The organism is Marivita geojedonensis (genome assembly GCF_002115805.1).
Lineage (GTDB): Bacteria > Pseudomonadota > Alphaproteobacteria > Rhodobacterales > Rhodobacteraceae > Marivita > Marivita geojedonensis.
Genome location: NZ_JFKC01000024.1, coordinates 47,332 through 65,893 on the forward strand (window position 1 = coordinate 47,332; position 18,562 = coordinate 65,893).

The window sequence follows — 18,562 nt, forward strand, 5'->3', positions numbered from 1 at the left end:
TCCCTTTCGGTTAGTTCAGCAGCCTGGCGAAGGCGGCCGAGTTGTCGGCGCCGAAACCCATCAGGTCGGCCCCCCATCCCGTGCTGGGATCAAAGATCTCAAGACGGTTGTTCTCACGTGCGCGGACGATCACAGGACCATCCAGATCGACACGTGCCTTGGTGCGTTCCCGTTGCAGGACGCGCCACATGCCGGAAAGAAACCCGCCTTCTTCAGGCGAATACTCGGCAATCAATGTGCCATCCTCGGCGAAAACCCTGGCGGCCCCGCTCATCGCTCCTTCGAGGAAAAGCGTCTTTTCGATCACGACGGGCGATTCAGGCGCCGTGTATTGCACCGGGCCGTCCATCCAGCGGTAGATCGCCACCATGATCAGGCAGATCATCACCATCCCGAACATCGCGCGTACAAAGAGGCGCGGTACGAGTTCACGCTCTGTTGCGTGAATGCGGGCTTTATCGACGGTTTGCGTTTGCATGATCGACCCCCCTATTCCGCGGCAACAGCCGACGGGGCGGCATTCGTGCGCTCGACCTGCGGTGTCGAGATACGCGCTTGCGCCGCTTCAGAGATCATTGCGGCGATCTTTTCCGCTTCGGGAATGCAGCGCAGCGCGGGTTGCGTCGGCGAAATCCGCCACGGGCGCACATGCGGCCAGCAGACCAGGTAGCTGATCCGCGTATCGCCCAAGAGGTCGAAAGCGATTGTTCCCGTGCCGGACTTGCGCAGATCGAGGTTGGCCGCACCGATCTGCGTGTATGGCAGATTCAGCGTCACCGTCAGAGCCGCACCGATCCGCATCGCTACACGCCGATTTGTGATCGTATAGACCGTATAATGCGCCTGAGCCCATGCGATCCCGATGAGCAGCAGACACACAATAGCCCCAAGGATCAGGAACGGAACCGAAGCCCAGATTGCCTGCCCAAGCGGCATCAAATCGACAACAGCAACGAACCGCCAGAGCGCCAGGAACACGAAATAACCGGCGACCCACAGCAGGTTCAGCGACTCCTTGGAAAGCGCCCACCAATCCGGCTTGCCTTGCCAGAGGATCACCTCTCCCTTGGGAGGTGTCTCTGGAAGGCCTTTAACCGGTTCTACCTGAAAGTCATCATGCGGCATGGTAGGTTCCCTTTCGGTAAGCCGTGGCTGCGGCTGTTGGTCCTTGACGTGTCAGAGCTGCGGCTCTTGCCGCGCCTTGCTCGCGTAGAGCGTGCCGCCGCCGTAGTAGGCGCTGACCTTTTCTTCCTCGAGCTTTGTGATCTGCTGCGGTGACGCGAGTTGGGGAACACCGGCAAAGTGTTCGCCAAAGATCGAACGGATTTTCACGCGGTTACCCCAGATGCGGGTAAAGGTGATCGGCACGAGCCGCGATCCACCGCCATATTCGGCATCGAGTTCCATCTCGAGGTAGCGCACCATCTGTTCAGGCTCGTCGATCCACATGTCGGTGATCTTGCCGACGATTGCACCGTCTCCCGCGACAACCGGAAGACCACGCGGGTCACGGCCGGCAGAAACACGGAAGTGTTCACTGCCCGACATGGGAATGATCTTCGGGTGACCATGCCCATCCAGCTCCGGCTCATCCCGGCGCGGTGCCCAAGAGCCTGGACCAACACCATCCGCCAGCGGATTGCCCACCGGATCGAACGGGAAACCGCCACTGTCGAACTGGCGTGTGAGTTTGGCGTCGATGTCCGTGCGCTCGGGAGTCTGTCCCGAAGGTACGGTGTATTCGCCCCGGCCATGGGGCAGCAGAAACGTCTTGTCTGCCGGGTTGGGGAATACGCCACCCGCGTCTGCCGGGGTGCCGTCCTCGTCCAGAAGCGGATAACCCTCGCGTTGGTTTTCGCGCTGGATCCAGATCACCAGTCCGACGAAGAAAATGAAGAACAACCAGAGCGAGATGCTCGCGAGGTCTAGGTTGCCAAGGATATAGTCTTCGGTCATCTGAGTGTCCTCCTTGATGGGCCTTGGTCAGGTTGGGAAATCGGCAAGGCCCAGCCCTGTCGGTTTCTGGTTGGATATCAGGGTGCTTCTGCTTTGGCTGATGAGACGGCCCAGAACGATGAGCGTCAGGAACAGAAGCGCGATTTCGAGGTGATAGACGACGGAATAGCCCGTCGTCGGGGTGGCCAAGGCATCGCCCCAGCGGCCGGACATGGCGACCATGTTGATCCCGTCGCGGGTTGCGCCGCCAATGAGTGTGGAAAAACCGGCAGCCGTTGCCTGCGCCGCGCCCCACGCGCCCAGCGCCAATCCTCGGCCCGCCAATCCGTCGGCAGGTAGGGTCATCGCAGCCGTCAGTGTTGAAATGGCGAAGTAACCACCACCGAACCCAATCAGGCCAGCACCGAGGAAAAACAGAGGGGCGGAGTTCATCGGCGCAGCAAAGATAACGATGCTGAACGCTGCGACACCCGCCAGCAACCCGACCGAGGCCATGCGATAGGTGTTCCCACCTTTCGACAGTACCCGCGCAGCCAAGGCAAACCCGAGCAATGCGCCCAGCGCCCAGGTCGCGGTGAGCAGCGTTGTGGACGATACGCTCAGCCCAAGGATCTCGCCGCCATAAGGTTCGAGCAGCACGTCCTGCATGTTGAAGGCCATCGTTCCGACAAACACCACGGCCAGCAGACGCCCAGCCGTGCCGCCTGCCGTCAGGTCCGCCCAGGCATCCTTGAAGGACGGTTGCGGAGCCTCACGGTCTTCTTTCGACATCGGACGCACGCGCTCTTGCTTCCAAAGCGCGATCACGTTGAGCAGCAGTGTCGCAACTGCACAGCCTTGAACGACGCTGATCAGCAGAACGCCCGAGAAATCGCGCAGCAGCCAGCCAATGACGATGGCAGACACCCCCATGCCAATCAGGTACATGACGTAAAGCAGGGACACGACGCGCGGGCGGGTTTCATCGGTCGCACGATCCGCGGCAAGGGCAAGCCCGGCTGTCTGCGTCATATGCATGCCGAGACCGGTCATGATGAACGCCAAGGCTGCCAGCACCTCTCCAGCGAACGGAATCTCATGGGTGACGTCGCCACCAAGGACCAAAAGACAGGCGGGCATCACGGCCAAACCGCCGAACTGCCAGAGCGTGCCGAACCAAAGGTAGGGAATGCGCTTCCACCCAATCGCCGAGCGATAGTTGTCCGACTTGAACCCGAGAAGCGCCCGGAAGGGCGCAATCAGAACAGGCAGCGCGACCATGATCGCCACCAACGTCGCCGGAACGGAAAGCTCGACGATCATCACCCGGTTCAGCGTACCCAGCAGCATGACGCCCGCCATGCCGACCGACACCTGGAACAGCGCAAGCCGAAGAAGCTGGCCCAAAGGCAAATCGTCCGAGGCCGCGTCCGAGAACGGAAGCAGGCTCACCCCGAGAGACTTGACCTGAGAGCGGGTCACGATCATGGGCGGAACTCCAGGGCCTGGCTGATGTAGAAGCCGCAATTCACGCGGCCCAGATCATTGAGTTGGCCAATATCAGAGACTGTTTTCGACAAACGCGCCGATCCATGCGGGATCATCACCGGCGACCGGTCGGAGCGCGGAAACGCCTTGCCCGCGTACCACATCGTCATCAATAGCGGCGTACGCGGTGCAACGGTGAAGGCGATGGATCCCCGCGTCCGTTCGCCCAATCTGGACAACGAGGCGCGGATGTCGGACTCCGTGTAGTAGATCAGGCTGTCCATCGCGATGACGTGGTCGAACGACCCATGATCCGCTGACAGCATGTCACCGCTGGCGAACGTCACGCGGGACCGCAGGTGCTCTGGCAGACGGTCGCGCGCGATCTTGACCAGCGACGGCGAGATATCCACGGCCACCACGTCAGCCCCCCGCTGGGCCAATTCCTGCGTCATCTGCCCCGCACCGCATCCGGCATCCAGAACGCGAACGCCGTTCAGGTCTGACGGCAGCGCCGACAACAGCTTGTCCCGCATCTGGTCCCGGCCCTTGCGGACGGTCTCGCGAATACGGCTGACCGGCGCGTCCGAGGTCAGACGCTCCCAAACCTTGGTCGCCGTGCGGTCGAAATAGTGTTCGACCCGATCGCGTGTCGCGTCGTAACTCATCAATCGAATCCCAGAAGTTCAAAGATGTCACGGTCTTCCAAAGGCTGCGGAGCAAGCGCTTCGGTCCCGTTCCAAAGAGTTTCGGCAAGCCGGATGTATTCCTTGCGCGCCATGACGATATCTTCCTCGTCCGGCATCTCGAAAAGCGTCTTCTTCTTCAGACGCGACCGACGAATAGCGTCGTAATCGGGCATATGAGCAATGCGCTTGAACCCGACCTTGTCGCAGAAGCGGTCCACCTCGTCCGTGTCCTTGGACCGGTTCGCAACGCAACCCGCAAGCCGCACCTTGTAGTTCGAGGATTTGGCCTGAACCGCCGCAATGATACGGTTCATCGCATAGATGCTGTCAAAGTCATTCGCCGTAACGATCATCGCGCGATCAGCGTGCTGCAGCGGCGCAGCAAAGCCGCCGCAGACCACGTCACCCAGCACGTCGAACAGCACCACGTCGGTGTCTTCCAGAAGGTGATGCTGCTTGAGCAGCTTTACCGTCTGACCAACGACATACCCGCCGCACCCTGTTCCGGCAGGCGGACCACCAGCCTCAATGCATTTTACACCGTTAAATCCGTCGGCCATGAAATCTTCGGGGCGCAGTTCCTCGGCGTGGAAATCAACCTCCTTGAGGATGTCGATCACCGTCGGCTGCAGCTTGCCGGTCAATGTGAAGGTGCTGTCATGCTTCGGGTCGCACCCGATCTGCAGCACGCGCTTGCCCAGCTTGGAAAACGCAGCGGACAGGTTCGACGACGTGGTCGACTTGCCAATCCCGCCTTTGCCATAGACGGCAAACACTTTGGCCCCTTCGATGCGCATCGAATTGTCCTGGTGCACCTGAACCGAGCCTTCGCCGTCCTGCCCCTTGAGGACGGGTGGCGCGGACATGCGGCGCGCCTTGAGACCGGCGGCTTCACGCATCGCGGCCTTGGCTGCGGGCGGGTTCTTGGCGTCTAGTGGGCTCATGTGGGCCTCCGGTTGTACGTGTTGGCGCTCATTCTGCAGCGATCCCTTCAAGGCGATCTTCCAGAGCGTCTGCTGCGTCTTGCAAGGCAGCGAGCGTTTCGGCGTCGGGTTGCCAGTAGTTACGGTCGTGGGCTTCAAGCAGGCGGTTCGCCATTCGGGACGACGCAGTCGGATTCAATTCCGCCAAGCGCGCACGCATGTCGGCATCTAGCACGAAGGTTTCGCTCAGGCGCTGATAGACCCAGGGCTCGACCTTGCCCGTGGTCGCGGACCAACCCATCGTGTTGGTGACCTGCGCCTCGATCTGGCGCACGCCTTCGGCCCCGTGCTTGAGCATGCCCTCAAACCATTTGGGGTTCAGGCTGCGCGACCGGGTCTCCAATGCGACCTGATCCTGAAGCGTGCGCACCTTGCCGTTGCCGCGCGTGGTATCCGAGATGTAGATCGCCGCTTCCTGACCACCGCGCGCCCGCTTTACTGCACGGGAAATGCCACCCAGCGTGTCGAAGTAGTGATCAACCGTGGTGACACCCAATTCGACGGATTCGAGATTTTGGTACGCCACATCGACGGTCTTCAGCGTTTCCTGAAGCAGCGCCGGATTGGCCGCCGCCTTGCCGTTCACGCCATAGGCGAAAGACTTCCGTGCCTCGTAGGCGTCAGCCAACTCGTCTTCGTCGCCAAAAGCGCTGCTGTCGACCAGCGCGTTTACGTTCGAGCCATACGCGCCTTCGGCATTCGAGAAGACCCGCAGCGCGGCTGTCTCAAGATCACACGCGTGCTCCTTTGCATAATCCAAAGCGTGCGCGCGAATGAAGTTCAGCTCGAGAGGCTCATCCGCTTCCGCCGCCTTCTTCGCGGCTTCTGCCAACATGCGTGTCTGCAACGGCAGAAGATCGCGGAAGATGCCGGACAGGGTCATCACCACGTCGATGCGCGGACGACCCAGTTCTTCCAGCGGGATCAGGTCCGCGCCCGAGATGCGCCCAAAGCTGTCAAACCGCGGCTTCGCCCCGATCAGGGCCAAAGCCTGCGCCAAGGGCGCACCGTCCGACTTGATGTTGTCCGATCCCCACAGAACGAGCGCCACCGTGCGCGGCAGCGTTTTGTGCGTTTCCAGCAGCAATTGAGCCTGTTTCGCACCATCGCGGCAGGCATACTCGGTCGGCATCCGGAACGGATCGAAGGCGTGGATGTTGCGCCCTGTCGGCAGCATATCGGTTGAGCGGATCAAGTCACCACCCGGCACCGGTGGCGTGAAACGGCCATTCAATGCGCGCAGGATCCCGGCCAGTTCGGTTTCCTGCTGCAACAATGCATCGACCCGCGCCTTGGTCGCGTCATCAGCGGTTTCAATGAGCTTGAGATACTCAGCCCGCGCCGCATCGCTGAACGTCTTGCCAACAACATGCAGGCCGTCGGGGATCAGGGCGTCTTCGGTTTCAAGCAACTTGAGCCAAAGCGCATCAGGTTCTGTGCCCGTCATGTCCACAGCCTCGGCTTGTTCGGCAATAAGTGTCTCTAACTCTGCCCGTTCCGCATCACTCGGACCCAATGACCGCCAGCGCGTCAGGCTGTCTTTCAGCTCCTGCAAGCCTTTGTAGAGCCCGGACTGCGCCAGAGGCGGGGTCAGGTGCGTGACGGTCACGGCACCCGACCGACGCTTGGCCAAAGCGGCCTCGGACGGGTTGTTGGAGGCGTACAGATACACGTTCGGCATTTCGCCGATCAGGCGATCCGGCCAGTCACGCGCGCCCAGGCCCGCCTGCTTGCCCGGCATGAATTCCAGCGCGCCGTGCATACCGAAATGGAGCACCACATCCGCTTTGAACGTGTTGCGCATCCAGAGGTAGAAGGTGACGAACGCATGGGTTGGCGCAAAGCCGCGTTCGAACAGCAGCCGCATCGGATCGCCTTCGTAACCGAAGGTTGGCTGAACGCCGACAAAGACCTTGCCGAACTGGGCGCCCAGAACAAAGACACCCCGTCCGTCCGACTGAATCTTGCCCGGTGCCGGACCCCAGACCGCTTCAATAGCCTTGAGCGGCGGAGTATTGCGAACGATGTCGTCAGCGCTCACATGGGCGGCAACATTGGCCTCCTGGCCATATTGCTTGGCATTGCCTTCAAGAACAGCTGCGCGCAGCGCATCCACCGTTTCGGGCGGGTCAATGTCGTAACCCTCAGCCTTCATCGCGTGAAGCGTATTGAAGAGCGACTCGAAAACACTCAGATAGGCCGCGGTGCCAACCGCTCCTGCATTGGGCGGAAAGCCGAAAAGAACAATCCCGACGTTCTTCTCGGCGTTCTGCTTGCGCCGCAACGTGGCCTGGCGCAGCGCCTTTTCCGCAAGGCTGTCGATCCGCTCACGGCACGGTGCCATGGCCTTGCTTTGCGTGTCGCACGGGCATTGGTAATGGCATCCAGTGCAGCCTTCCGGGCCGTGACGCCCGCCGAACACCGTCGGGCAGGTCGCGCCATCCAGCTCGGGCAGCGCGATCAGCATGGTGGTCTCGATCGGACCAAGCCCCTGCTCGCCCGAGGACCACTGGCCAAGCGTCTGGAATTCCAGCGGATGCGCCGCGATGTAGGGGATGTCGAGGTCTTTCAGAACTTCGACAGCGGCGTTGCTGTCATTGTAAGCCGGTCCGCCGACAAGGCTGAACCCGGTTAGAGACACCATCGTGTCAATCGTGGTGCGGTCGTCCTTGCGGAAGAACTCGGCAATGGCAGGGCGTCCGTCCAGCCCACCCGCAAAGGCGGGAACAACGGCAAGTCCTTTTGCTTCGAACGCACGGATCACCGCATCGTAATGCGCGGTGTCGTTGGCCAGCACATAAGAGCGCATCATCAGCAGGCCAATGGTGGCTTTGACCTCTGCCGGGCGCGGCAGATCGGCGATCTCCGTAGTGATCCGATTTGGCAAATCAGGGTGATACAGAGCCACATCCGGGTATTCGATCGGCGCATCCGCAACAGCGCCCAACCACTCGTCCCGCCCTTTGGCATACTTGCCGAGAAGGTACCGGACCATCGACTCGATATTGTCGTCGGACCCACCCAGCCAGTACTGCATCACAAGAAACCAGGACCGCAGATCCTGTGCTTTGCCCGGAACCATCTTGAGCAGTTTCGGCAAGCGGCGCAGTTGCTGCATCCGCTTTTCGCCTTTTTCGACCTCTGAGTCGTTTGATTTCGGCTTTAGCGACTTGAGGATTTTCATCAGCCCCGACGCCGGCTTGCTCATGTCGAGCTTGCCAAGCTTGGTCAGCTTGATGATCTCAGCATCGGCAATCACGCCGATCATGCCATCCACCTTGTCGCGAACGGCGCGCAGATCGTCGATGATCGGTTTGATGTGTTCTTCGAGGAAAAGAAGGTTGGCTACGACCATGTCCGCATTTGCGACTGCGGTTTTGGCTTCAGTCAGCGCTTCGGGCGTTTCCGCCCATTCGGCGGCTGCGTGGACGGAAACGCTCAGGCCGGGAAAGTCACGCGCAAGGTTCACAGAAGCCCGTGCCACCGGGCCAGCGGAATGGCTGTCCAGTGTAATGATGGCGATGTTATACGCCCGGGCTTCGGTGAAACTATCGCGCATAATGGGCCTTCGCTTCGTAAAGCGTGTCGACGCTGATCTCGGAAACCCCGCGTTCCGACGCGAATGTCTCAGTGTTGCGCTTGGCTTTTCCGCGCACGAAGAACGGGATCTTCTTCAGTTCCTTTTCGGCAGCTGGCAGCCAGACAATCTCGACCGGGCCGGTACTCACTTGGGCTTGTTGAGGCGAAACAGTCTCGTTTTCGGCACCGTCAGATATGCCGATCTCGCGCAGTTTTGCTTTGTGCCCGTGGTGGCTGGCACCTGCCTCATCGTGGAATTCAAAATCCTCCCGGAACATGGTGAGCAGATGCTCTTCCAGGCCCATCACCAGCGGATGCACCCAAGTGTCGAAGATCACGTTCGCGCCTTCGATGCCCATTTGCGGACTGTAACGGGCGGGAAAATCCTGGACGTGCACGGGTGCGGATATCACCGCGCAGGGGATGCCAAGGCGCTTCCCGATATGACGCTCCATCTGCGTGCCCAGGATCAGTTCGGGAGCAAGTTCCTCGATCCGGCGTTCGACCTCGAGGTAATCGTCGGTGATCAGCGCCTCGACGCCGTAGTCCTTGGCCAATCCGCGCAGCATCCGGGCCTGTTCGCGGTTGTAGCAGCCCATTCCGACCACTTCGAAACCCATCTCGTCGCGCGCGATACGTGCGCAGGCGGCCACATGCGTGCCGTCACCAAAGAGGAAGACGCGCTTGCCGGTCAGGTAGGTGCTGTCGACGCTGGCCGAATACCACGGCATCCGCAGACGGCTTTCATCCAGAACAGGCTCTACACCCGCGATTTCGGCCACTTCCTTAACGAAATCGCGGGTCGCTCCGACACCGATTGGAACCGTCTTGGAGTAAGGTTGACCAAACTCGCGCTCCATGTAACGGGCTGCAGTTTCGGCCGTTTCAGGGTACATCAGCACGTTGAAATGCGCCTGACCCATCTTGGCGATGTCCGACGGAGAAGCGGGCATCGGGGCCACAACGTTCACCTCGATCCCCATATCCATAAGGAGACCGGTCACTTCGACGATGTCGTCGCGATGACGGAAGCCAAGGCCGGTGGGACCAATCAGATTGGCGGTCACACGCGCGGTTTTTTCCATCGGCTTCGCCAAAGCACGCACAATCTGGAAGAACGTCTCGTCTGCGCCAAAATTCTCTTTGCGCTGGTAGCTGGGCAGTTCCAGCGGAATGGCCGGGATCGGCAAACCGAGCGTTTCCGCCAGACCGCCGGGATCGTCCTGGATCAGCTCGGCTGTGCAGGACGCGCCGACAATCATCGCCTCCGGCTTGAACCGCTCATAGGCAGCGGTGGCGGCGTCCTTGAAGAGGTATGCTGTGTCTGCACCCAGATCGCGCGCCTGAAACGTCGTGTAGGTCACTGGCGGGCGGTGGTTGCGCCGTTCGATCATGGTGAAGAGCAGGTCCGCGTACGTGTCGCCCTGCGGTGCATGCAAAACATAGTGCAGTCCGGTCATCCCGGTGGCGACGCGCATCGCGCCGACATGGGGTGGGCCTTCATATGTCCAGACGGTCAGCTTCATTCTGCCGCCTCCACCTTGAGGAGGGCGCGGCGGCGCACGGGGCGCGAGAAGAGCCCGGCCAAATCGCCTGCCTGTTCGTAGAAATGCACCGGCGTGAAGACCAGTTCGATGGCCCATTTTGTGGTCAGCCCGTCGGCTTCTAGCGGGTTGGCAAGACCAAGACCACAGACCGTCAGATCAGGCTGTGCAGCGCGGCAGCGATCGAGCTGCCTGTCAACGTCCTGACCTTCGGCAATGACCGGACCTTCGGCCAGCAGATCAAGATCCGGCGTCATCACCGCCTTGTGGATGAACGGCGCGCCCACCTCGACCGCTTCCATCCCGCATTCGCGGGTGAGGAACCGAGCGAGCGGAATTTCCAACTGGCTGTCCGGGAAAAAGAACACCGACTTGCCCATGATCGCCTCGGACGCCTGGGCCACTGCCTTACGGGCACGGGCACGAGGGGCATCCGTGACTTCGGCGAACTTTGCTTCAGAAACACCGAACTGATCCGCGATTGCTCGGAGCCACTGGGTCGTGCCTTCTTCGCCAAACGGGAAAGGCGCGGCGATATGATTGGCGCCACGGCGCTGCAAAGCTTCGTGTGTGTCCGTCAGAAACGGCTGCGTCAGCGCATAGAGAGTGTTGGCTCCGATCCCGTACTCGTCATTCACACGCGACGCGGGCAAAACCCGGATCGGACCTATGCCCATCGCCTCAAGCAATCCAATTGCCTGTTCTTCGACCACATCGGGAAGCGCGCCAACAAGCAGCAACTCGCGTGCATCGGTCTGCGGCAGAACCGGAACCATCGCGGAAAGACACGCGTCTTCGCCCTGAGTGAAAGTGGTTTCGATGCCTGACCCGGAATAGCTGAGCACCCGCACATTCGGCGCGAATTGCGCGCTCATGCGCTCTGCAGCCTTTGCCAGATCAAGCTTGATCACCTCGGACGGGCAGGAGCCGACAAGGAAAAGCTGTTTGATGTCGGGACGGCGGGCCAGCAATTCGCTGACCACGCGATCCAGCTCCTGCTGGGCATCGGCCATCCCGGCCAGATCGGTCTCCTCAAGGATCGCCGTTGCAAAACGCGGTTCGGCAAAGATCATCACACCAGCGGCGGATTGCAGAAGATGCGCACAGGTGCGGCTGCCCACAACGAGGAAAAACGCATCCTGCATCTTGCGGTGCAACCAGATGATCCCGGTCAGACCGCAGAAAACCTCATGCTGACCGCGCTCCTTGAGGACAGGCGTGCCGGAACAACCGCGCGACGGAGGAGGGGCGAATTGTTCGGTCATGCGGGGGCCTCGTTTGTCAAAGCGGCTTTGCTTGCTTCAAGTCGCGCAACCCGCAGTTTCCAAAGGAACTGGCCAGCGTTGATCACGTAGGCAGCGTAAGCGGCGAGCGCGAGCCACATTTCTTCAGTCGGACTCAGCGCACTGGTCCAAAGCGCCCAGACATAGGCAAGGTGCAACGCGATCACGAGGAAGGAGAACACATCCTCCCAAAAGAAGGCTTCTGCGAACAGATACTGGCCGAAGACCACTTTCTCCCAGATGGCGCCTGTCACCATGATGGTCAGCAGAAACACCGTCTTGATCAGAATTGAGATCGTCGCGGCATCGTAGCCGACGCCGGTCCAGAGGTACCGCAGAACCAGCCCCAAAGAGATAAGAAAAACAAGGAATTGCAGCGGCGCAAGCACGCCCTGGATCACTGTCCAAATGCTGTTGTCACGGCGCGCGCGCTGCTCCTCAGTGTAAAGGAACACCCGTTTTTCAGAGGCGCGTTCTGATCCTGCCATGTCCACGATTCCGTCCTTGTCTCAGAAAAAGTATCTGCTCGTTTGCCCGAGTGTCAACTAAAACTTACACTCACTGATCCGCATATGACGCTGCATGAAATCGTGGCAGTGATTCTGGGAAAACCGGCAGAAATCTTTATTTTTCTGGCGTTTTTTCGGGCCTACCTTCTTGAAAGGAAAGCCGAACAAGCCTTAGTGTCAATTATCTTTGACATTGATCGCCAAGAATCGGACACTGTGACTGTCTGATATGCCTGACATGCGTTTGGCTGTATCGGTAGCGAGGGTTAGACATGGCAAACGACCATACCGACGACCGTTCCACCACCGAAGAAAGTCGCCCGGATATTTCCGCTCTGGCGTCCACCGTTCTTTCTGTTTTGAGTGACAAGGGTGAGGAAGGCGTGCAAACAATTCGCAACAGTGTTGTACAGAAATTGGTGGATGTCGCGCTCCAGCCAGGCGCGTTCAATTCAGAGGCGCTGCTGGAGGATCTGAAAGACAGGCGCATCAGCGCCGATCAGATCGTCGATATCTATATCCCACAAGCCGCCCGCGAAATGGGTCGCATGTGGACGGAAGACGTTATTGGCTTCGCCAAGGTGACAATAGCAACCGCGAGGCTGCAGGGTTTGTTGACCTTGCTCGCACCGCCTTGGGCATCCAAAACAACAGAGACGGCAAACGGAACGAATGTTCTGCTGCTCCTGCAGGGCAATGACAGCCACACTCTGGGTCCGCATGTCGCCACCGCACAGATGCGGCGCGCGGGGGCATCGGTGAGAATACTGTTTGGCGCGCGCGAAGAGACGATCATTCGCGCACTGTCAGAAGAAAACTACGATATGGTTCTGTTTTCGGGCTCAAGGCCCGATGCGCTTGCATCAATCGCAAAGTTGGTTAAACGCATTAGAACCGGTGTCTTGGCTCCGCCGCCTTTGGTTCTGGGAGGAATCGTTCTGAGCCTCGCGGACGGTGTCAAGGAAAAGACAGACGTCGACCTGGTGACAAACGATGTGAAGGTTGCACTCAAGCTGTGCGAAAAGAACAAGTCCAGAAACAGGTCGTTGACGCGATAATGAACAGCAGTGGGTCCAGTTTCTGGAGCAGCGGCTCCGTCCCCCTGATCGACGCTGAGGTTTTGTCGAGCATCATTACTGTTGCGTCGGACATTGCCCTCGTCGTGTCCCGGCGGGGCAAAGTGCTGTCTGTCCTGATCAATCCCAATGAAACGTCGTTCGGCAAACTGAGCCATTGGGAGGATCGTCCTCTCACGGATTTCCTGACCCGTGAAAGCCGTCCAAAGATCGAGGCGGTTATGGAAGCGATGGAGAAAGGCGAGGTTCCCTCGCGCTCTGTCGAACTGAACCACTCAGACAATGCCGTTTGGGAATTTCCCATCCGGTACAGCTTTCACCCGTTTGGCTCTGACGGTTCATTTCTCATGCTCGGCCGTGATCTGCGCCCGATTGCTGAAACACAGCAGCAACTCGTGCAGGCGCAGATGTCGCTCGAGCAGGGGTATGAGGCGCGCCGCGAATTCGACGCGCGCTACCGCCTTCTGCTCCGGACGGTCCGGGACTGCATCGTTTTCGTCTCCGTCAACGATGGTAAGATCAAAGACCTGAACGATCCCGCCGCTGCCCTTCTGCAATCCACGCGGGAGGACCTTATCGGCGCATCCTTCGCGCAGGAGTTCCGTGACAAGCGACGCGAAGAGTTTACCGAAGCCCTGATCAACGCAGCGATTTCGGAAACCAGCACCGGCGTCGATGTGCAGTCGCGCCGCGGTCGCCAGCGCGTGGTCATCACGCCACAGGTTTTCCGCGCTGCGGGCGAGCGTATTCTCATCTGTCGCCTGACCACCGCCGAAGAAAGCGCCACCCGGTTCGACAACCTGAGCAACAACCTCGCCTCAGTATTCGAAAAGGGATCCGACGCGATTGTGTTCACTTCGGTGACCGGCATGATCGAAGCCTGCAACGATGCGTTCCTCGATCTGGTCGATGCGGCACATGCAGTTGACGTACGCGGGCGCGGTCTTGCCGATTTTCTCGGACGCGGTCAGATCGACATGAGCGTTCTGGTCGAGAATGCGCGGCGCACCGGCCAGATGCGGATGTATTCCACCAAGCTCTTGAACGACTTTGGCGCGAAGACGCCGGTCGAGATGTCTGTGACCTTTATCGAAGACCGGAGCGAGCCGACGCTCGGCTTCATCATCCGCGACATCAGCCGTGTTGATGCGATGCGCAAGGCACCGTTGCAGACCAGCGAAGAATCCAGCCGCAATGTGATGGAACTGGTTGGATCGGCGACTCTGAAAGAGATCGTGTCCGAGACAACGGATGTGGTTGAAAAGATGTGCATCGAAACAGCCGTCAGCCTGACCCGGAACAACCGAGTGGCGGCCGCTGAAATGCTGGGGCTGTCCCGGCAGAGTCTCTACGTCAAGCTCCGGAAATACGGTCTCTTGAACAAAGACGGCGACTCAGACGGCGAATGACGCCGACTGCCCACTGTGGGTATCATCTCAAATGACAATTTGTCCTGACAGTTTCGCTTGATGTGAATCGATTTGTCGTGTCTAGTTTACACATGACTGTCAGCATAAGTTTACACCAAGATCGCTACCCTGCCCCTTCGGCCATGCTGGAGCTGATCAAACCCGTCACCTGGTTCCCGCCGATGTGGGCTTATGCGTGCGGTGCAATTGCTTCGGGTGTGGCAATCACAGAGCATCTGGGGCTTCTCATCGTCGGTGTCATCCTCGCCGGTCCGGTGGTCTGCGGAATGAGCCAGGCAGCAAATGACTGGTGCGACAGACATGTGGACGCCATCAATGAACCGGACCGCCCGATTCCCTCCGGGCGGATACCGGGGCGTTGGGGACTGTGGATCGCACTGGCGATGTCCGTTCTTTCCCTGGCGCTCGGCGCGCTTCTTGGGACATGGGGGTTCATCGCCACCGTCGTGGGCGTGATCGCAGCCTGGATATATTCAGTTGAACCAATCCGCCTCAAGCGCTCCGGATGGCTTGGGCCGGGGCTTGTTGGTCTGTCCTATGAATCCCTTCCCTGGTTCACCGGCGCCGCCGTTCTGAGCCAGACCCTGCCATCCGGTCCGATCATTCTCATCGCGCTTCTCTATGGCATTGGTGCGCATGGCATCATGACACTGAATGATTTCAAGGCCCTTGAAGGCGACAGGCAGATGGGCGTGAATTCCCTTCCGGTCACGCTTGGCCCGGAAAAAGCGGCGAAAGTCGCCTGCGTCGTGATGATCGTTCCGCAGATCTTCGTCATTCTTGCCCTCGCAAAATGGGGTCAGCCGACACATGCCTCGATCGTTCTCGCGCTGGTGCTCGGGCAGATCTGGGCAATGTCGGTGATGCTGAAAGACCCGAAGGCCAAAGCGCCTTGGTACAATGCCACCGGGGTACTCATGTATGTTTCGGGGATGATGGTGTCCGCCTTTGCGCTGCGCGCGGTCGAGGTGTTCTGATGACCTTGGGTTGGCTGGCCATCGTTCGACTTGGATTTGTGCAGATGGCGCTTGGCGCCATCGTCGTACTGACGACCTCGACGCTTAACCGCTTGATGGTGGTCGAACTGTCCCTTGCGGCCGTGCTTCCCGGCGCGCTTGTCGCCCTTCATTACGGTATTCAGATCACCCGTCCGAACTGGGGTTTCATTTCAGACAAGGGTGGCAATCGCACACGATGGATTCTGCGCGGGATGCTGATCCTTGCCGCGGGCGGAATTCTGGCTGCTCTGGGCGTCGTGGAAATGGCCGAGAGTTACTGGTTCGGGCTTTCCCTGTCGATCATCGCGTACGCCCTCATCGGCTTGGGTGCTGGAGCGGCAGGCACCTCGGTTCTCGCTCTTCTGGCAACGGCAACCGCGCCGCATCGCCGGGCCGCCGCCGCAACGATCACCTGGCTGATGATGATCTTCGGCATTGCAATGACTGCGGGCGTTGTCGGCCAGCTTCTCGATCCATATTCACCTGCCGTTCTGATCCGAGTCGTTTCCGGCGTGGCAGCCACGGCGCTGGCGATCACCGTTTTGGCAACATGGCGGGTCGAACGCGGTGTTGAAGCCGCGCCCGAACCAGACCCGGTGCCCTTCCGTGAAGGATTGGCCGAAGTCTGGGCAGAACCCAAGGCCCGTCTGTTCACGATCTTCGTGTTCCTGTCGATGACCGCCTACTTCATGCAGGAGCTGATCCTTGAACCCTATGCCGGACTCGTTTTCGGCTTCACTCCAGGTGAAAGCACCACCCTGTCCGGTATTCAGAACGGCGGGGTGTTCCTTGGGATGCTGACTGTCGGAATTGCCGCAACTGCCTTGCGTTTCGGCTGCCTTCGCAACTGGGTCATCGGCGGATGTCTTGGATCCGCAGCAAGCCTTTGTGTGATTGCCATACTGGGTGGTTACGCGCTGCCACAATCCCTGCTTCCCGCCGTATTTGCTCTTGGGTTCTTCAACGGTGCATTTGCGGTCGCGGCCATCGGCTCCATGATGGCGCTTGCCGGCGAAGGCCGGGAAAAGCGCGAAGGAACCCGCATGGGCCTGTGGGGCGCTGCACAGGCAATTGCCGCTGGGTTCGGCGGGCTGACCGGAGCGGCCGCAGCAGATGTCATGCGCACGCTGACCACCGATGCTCCGGCCTTTGGAGCCGTTTTTGTATTTGAAGCCGGACTGTTTCTCTGCGCGGCCCTCATGGCCCTGCGCATCATGGAGGGCAGCGCGGCACGAGCCGAACTGATCGCAGGAGAATGACCATGTATGACGTCGTTGTTGTGGGCGGTGGACCCTCTGGTGCAACAGCCGCAGAAGATCTCGCCCGCTCCGGGCACAAGGTGGCACTTCTGGACCGGGAAGGTCGGATCAAGCCATGCGGCGGCGCTATTCCTCCGCGCCTCATGCAGGATTTCGACATTGGAGAGGACCAGCTTGTCGCCAAGGTCAACACAGCCCGGATGATTTCGCCCACCGGGCGTCACGTCGATATCCCGATCGAAAACGGCTTTGTCGGTATGGTTGACCGGAAGGATTTCGATCCCTTTCTCCGCGCGCGCGCCGAGGCTGCGGGCGCCGAACGTTTCACCGGAACCTTTGTGCGCATCGAACGTGACAGACCGGCAAAAAAGCGGTGGGTCGTTTATCGAGACAAGGCGACCGGTGAAGAAAGATCGCTGGAGACCCGGTTGATCATCGGTGCCGACGGCGCGAATTCCCGCGTCGCCCGTGATGAGATTCCAGGCGGCGACAAGGTGCCTTTGGTTTTTGCCTATCACGAGATCATTGCTGCGCCGGAAAAGAATGACGTCTACGACCCAATGCGCTGCGACGTAATCTACGATGGCTCCATCAGTCCGGACTTCTACGGTTGGGTCTTCCCACATGGAGGTACGACATCGGTCGGTATGGGAACCTATGTCCAAAGCGTCGACCTGAAGGAAGCCACAGCCGCTCTGCGCCAGGCCTCTGGTCTGGCCGAGTGTGAAACGCTGCGGAAGGAAGGTGCTCCGATCCCGCTGAAGCCGCTGCGCTTCTGGGACAACGCACGCGATGTGGTGCTCGCGGGCGATGCGGCGGGCGTCGTCGCACCGTCGAGCGGTGAAGGTATTTACTACGCGATGATCTGTGGTCGATTTGCAGCCACGGCCTGCGCGGCAACCCTGAAATCAGGGCGCATCACCGATCTGGCGCTGGCACGCCGCCTGTTCATGAAAGAGCACAAGACCGTGTTCCGTGTTCTGGGTCAGATGCAGGACGCCTACTACAAGAGCGATTCCCGCCGCGAGCGGTTCGTGTCCCTGTGTCACGATGTCGATGTTCAAAAGCTGACCTTTGAAGCGTATATGAACAAAAAGCTCGTGAAAGCACGGCCCCTGGCGCATCTGAAGATCGGCTTCAAGAACGCGCGCCATCTTCTGGGTCTGGTGCGGGAGACCCATGTATGACCCAGACGCTCATTCCTGCATGGATTGGCGACACACTCGAACCCGTCGAAAAGCTGGATGCCCATATCCGGGGCCTCAAGCATAAGGCGATTTCCGTGTTTGTGCTGCGTGGGGATGAGATACTGATCCAGCGACGGGCCATGGGAAAATACCATACTCCCGGTCTCTGGGCGAACACGTGCTGCACACATCCGAACTGGGAAGAGTCGAGTCTCAATTGTGCGCACAGACGATTGAACGAGGAACTCGGCATCACCGGCCTGAAGCTCGATTACCGGGATCGTGTCGAATACCGGGCCGATGTCGGCGGTGGCCTGATCGAACACGAGGTGGTCGATATCTATGTCGCTGAGGTGGAATCCGCGCCAAAACTCTCGCTCAATCCGGACGAAGTGATGGCGACCAGATGGGTGCGTTATGGCGACCTGATGGAGGAGGTGGTTAACGACCCAAGCCGCTTCACACCTTGGCTTCGCATTTACCTTGACACATATGCGCCACAAATCTTCGGTGAATTGGCGGTTTCCTGCTTAAACCAAGTGTAAAATAGCAAATTTTAAACACATTGGCTCCAGTTTGTTGCCCTAGTCCTAGGGTCAGGA

17 protein-coding genes are annotated in these 18,562 nt (G+C 59.6%); 7 read left to right on the plus strand and 10 right to left on the minus strand.

The features are described from left to right. Positions 1 to 10: 10 nt before the first annotated feature. From puhC to bchF, 10 genes are all read right to left on the minus strand, one after another. On the minus strand, positions 11 to 478 hold the full coding sequence (gene puhC / locus MGEO_RS17670) for a photosynthetic complex assembly protein PuhC (protein ID WP_085640827.1): 468 nt from the start codon (positions 476 to 478) through the stop codon (positions 11 to 13). A gap of 11 nt (positions 479 to 489) precedes the next feature. Continuing rightward, positions 490 to 1,125, minus strand: coding sequence for a photosynthetic complex putative assembly protein PuhB (puhB, locus tag MGEO_RS17675; protein ID WP_085640829.1), 636 nt, complete (start codon positions 1,123 to 1,125; stop codon positions 490 to 492). 51 nt (positions 1,126 to 1,176) lie between these two features. Further along, positions 1,177 to 1,956, minus strand: a complete 780-nt coding sequence (puhA, locus tag MGEO_RS17680; protein ID WP_085640831.1) for a photosynthetic reaction center subunit H — start codon at positions 1,954 to 1,956, stop codon at positions 1,177 to 1,179. 27 nt (positions 1,957 to 1,983) lie between these two features. Beyond that, the gene (locus tag MGEO_RS17685; RefSeq protein WP_085640833.1) at positions 1,984 to 3,423 is read right to left on the minus strand and encodes a PucC family protein; all 1,440 of its coding nucleotides are present in this window, start codon (positions 3,421 to 3,423) and stop codon (positions 1,984 to 1,986) included. Then, positions 3,420 to 4,091, minus strand: coding sequence for a magnesium protoporphyrin IX methyltransferase (gene bchM, locus MGEO_RS17690; RefSeq protein ID WP_085640835.1), 672 nt, complete (start codon positions 4,089 to 4,091; stop codon positions 3,420 to 3,422). The genes MGEO_RS17685 and bchM overlap by 4 nt, the downstream gene beginning before the upstream one ends. Then, the gene (gene bchL, locus MGEO_RS17695; protein ID WP_085640867.1) at positions 4,091 to 4,978 is read right to left on the minus strand and encodes a ferredoxin:protochlorophyllide reductase (ATP-dependent) iron-sulfur ATP-binding protein; all 888 of its coding nucleotides are present in this window, start codon (positions 4,976 to 4,978) and stop codon (positions 4,091 to 4,093) included. Before bchL ends, bchM begins: the two co-directional genes overlap by 1 nt. A gap of 106 nt (positions 4,979 to 5,084) precedes the next feature. Next, the gene (locus MGEO_RS17700) at positions 5,085 to 8,654 is read right to left on the minus strand and encodes a magnesium chelatase subunit H (RefSeq protein WP_085640837.1); all 3,570 of its coding nucleotides are present in this window, start codon (positions 8,652 to 8,654) and stop codon (positions 5,085 to 5,087) included. Beyond that, the gene (gene bchB, locus MGEO_RS17705) at positions 8,644 to 10,200 is read right to left on the minus strand and encodes a ferredoxin:protochlorophyllide reductase (ATP-dependent) subunit B (RefSeq protein WP_085640839.1); all 1,557 of its coding nucleotides are present in this window, start codon (positions 10,198 to 10,200) and stop codon (positions 8,644 to 8,646) included. The genes MGEO_RS17700 and bchB overlap by 11 nt, the downstream gene beginning before the upstream one ends. Beyond that, on the minus strand, positions 10,197 to 11,483 hold the full coding sequence (locus MGEO_RS17710) for a ferredoxin:protochlorophyllide reductase (ATP-dependent) subunit N (protein ID WP_085640841.1): 1,287 nt from the start codon (positions 11,481 to 11,483) through the stop codon (positions 10,197 to 10,199). The genes bchB and MGEO_RS17710 overlap by 4 nt, the downstream gene beginning before the upstream one ends. Beyond that, positions 11,480 to 11,989 carry a 2-vinyl bacteriochlorophyllide hydratase gene (gene bchF, locus MGEO_RS17715; RefSeq protein ID WP_085640842.1) on the minus strand — a complete coding sequence of 170 codons (510 nt, stop codon included), beginning with the start codon at positions 11,987 to 11,989 and terminating at the stop codon, positions 11,480 to 11,482. Before bchF ends, MGEO_RS17710 begins: the two co-directional genes overlap by 4 nt. Positions 11,990 to 12,073: 84 nt before the next feature. Between bchF and MGEO_RS21435 the strand changes: the two genes are divergently transcribed. The 7 genes from MGEO_RS21435 (at position 12,074) to idi (ending at position 18,505) form a co-directional block, all read left to right on the plus strand. Continuing rightward, positions 12,074 to 12,238: a hypothetical protein gene (locus tag MGEO_RS21435; protein ID WP_158091048.1), complete on the plus strand. Its 165-nt coding sequence runs from the start codon at positions 12,074 to 12,076 to the stop codon at positions 12,236 to 12,238. A gap of 44 nt (positions 12,239 to 12,282) precedes the next feature. Further along, positions 12,283 to 13,068 carry a cobalamin B12-binding domain-containing protein gene (locus MGEO_RS17720; RefSeq protein WP_085640844.1) on the plus strand — a complete coding sequence of 262 codons (786 nt, stop codon included), beginning with the start codon at positions 12,283 to 12,285 and terminating at the stop codon, positions 13,066 to 13,068. Further along, the gene (gene ppsR / locus MGEO_RS17725; protein ID WP_085640846.1) at positions 13,068 to 14,495 is read left to right on the plus strand and encodes a transcriptional regulator PpsR; all 1,428 of its coding nucleotides are present in this window, start codon (positions 13,068 to 13,070) and stop codon (positions 14,493 to 14,495) included. The genes MGEO_RS17720 and ppsR overlap by 1 nt, the downstream gene beginning before the upstream one ends. Positions 14,496 to 14,587: 92 nt before the next feature. Next, entirely contained in the window at positions 14,588 to 15,493 is a 906-nt protein-coding gene (gene chlG / locus MGEO_RS17730; RefSeq protein WP_085640848.1) for a chlorophyll synthase ChlG, read from the plus strand. After that, positions 15,493 to 16,773 (plus strand): BCD family MFS transporter, encoded by a 1,281-nt coding sequence (locus tag MGEO_RS17735; RefSeq protein ID WP_085640850.1) that lies wholly within the window; start codon positions 15,493 to 15,495, stop codon positions 16,771 to 16,773. The genes chlG and MGEO_RS17735 overlap by 1 nt, the downstream gene beginning before the upstream one ends. Before the next feature lie 2 nt (positions 16,774 to 16,775). After that, the gene (locus tag MGEO_RS17740; protein ID WP_085640852.1) at positions 16,776 to 17,960 is read left to right on the plus strand and encodes a geranylgeranyl diphosphate reductase; all 1,185 of its coding nucleotides are present in this window, start codon (positions 16,776 to 16,778) and stop codon (positions 17,958 to 17,960) included. Continuing rightward, on the plus strand, positions 17,957 to 18,505 hold the full coding sequence (idi, locus tag MGEO_RS17745) for an isopentenyl-diphosphate Delta-isomerase (protein ID WP_085640854.1): 549 nt from the start codon (positions 17,957 to 17,959) through the stop codon (positions 18,503 to 18,505). Before MGEO_RS17740 ends, idi begins: the two co-directional genes overlap by 4 nt. Positions 18,506 to 18,562: the final 57 nt, after the last annotated feature.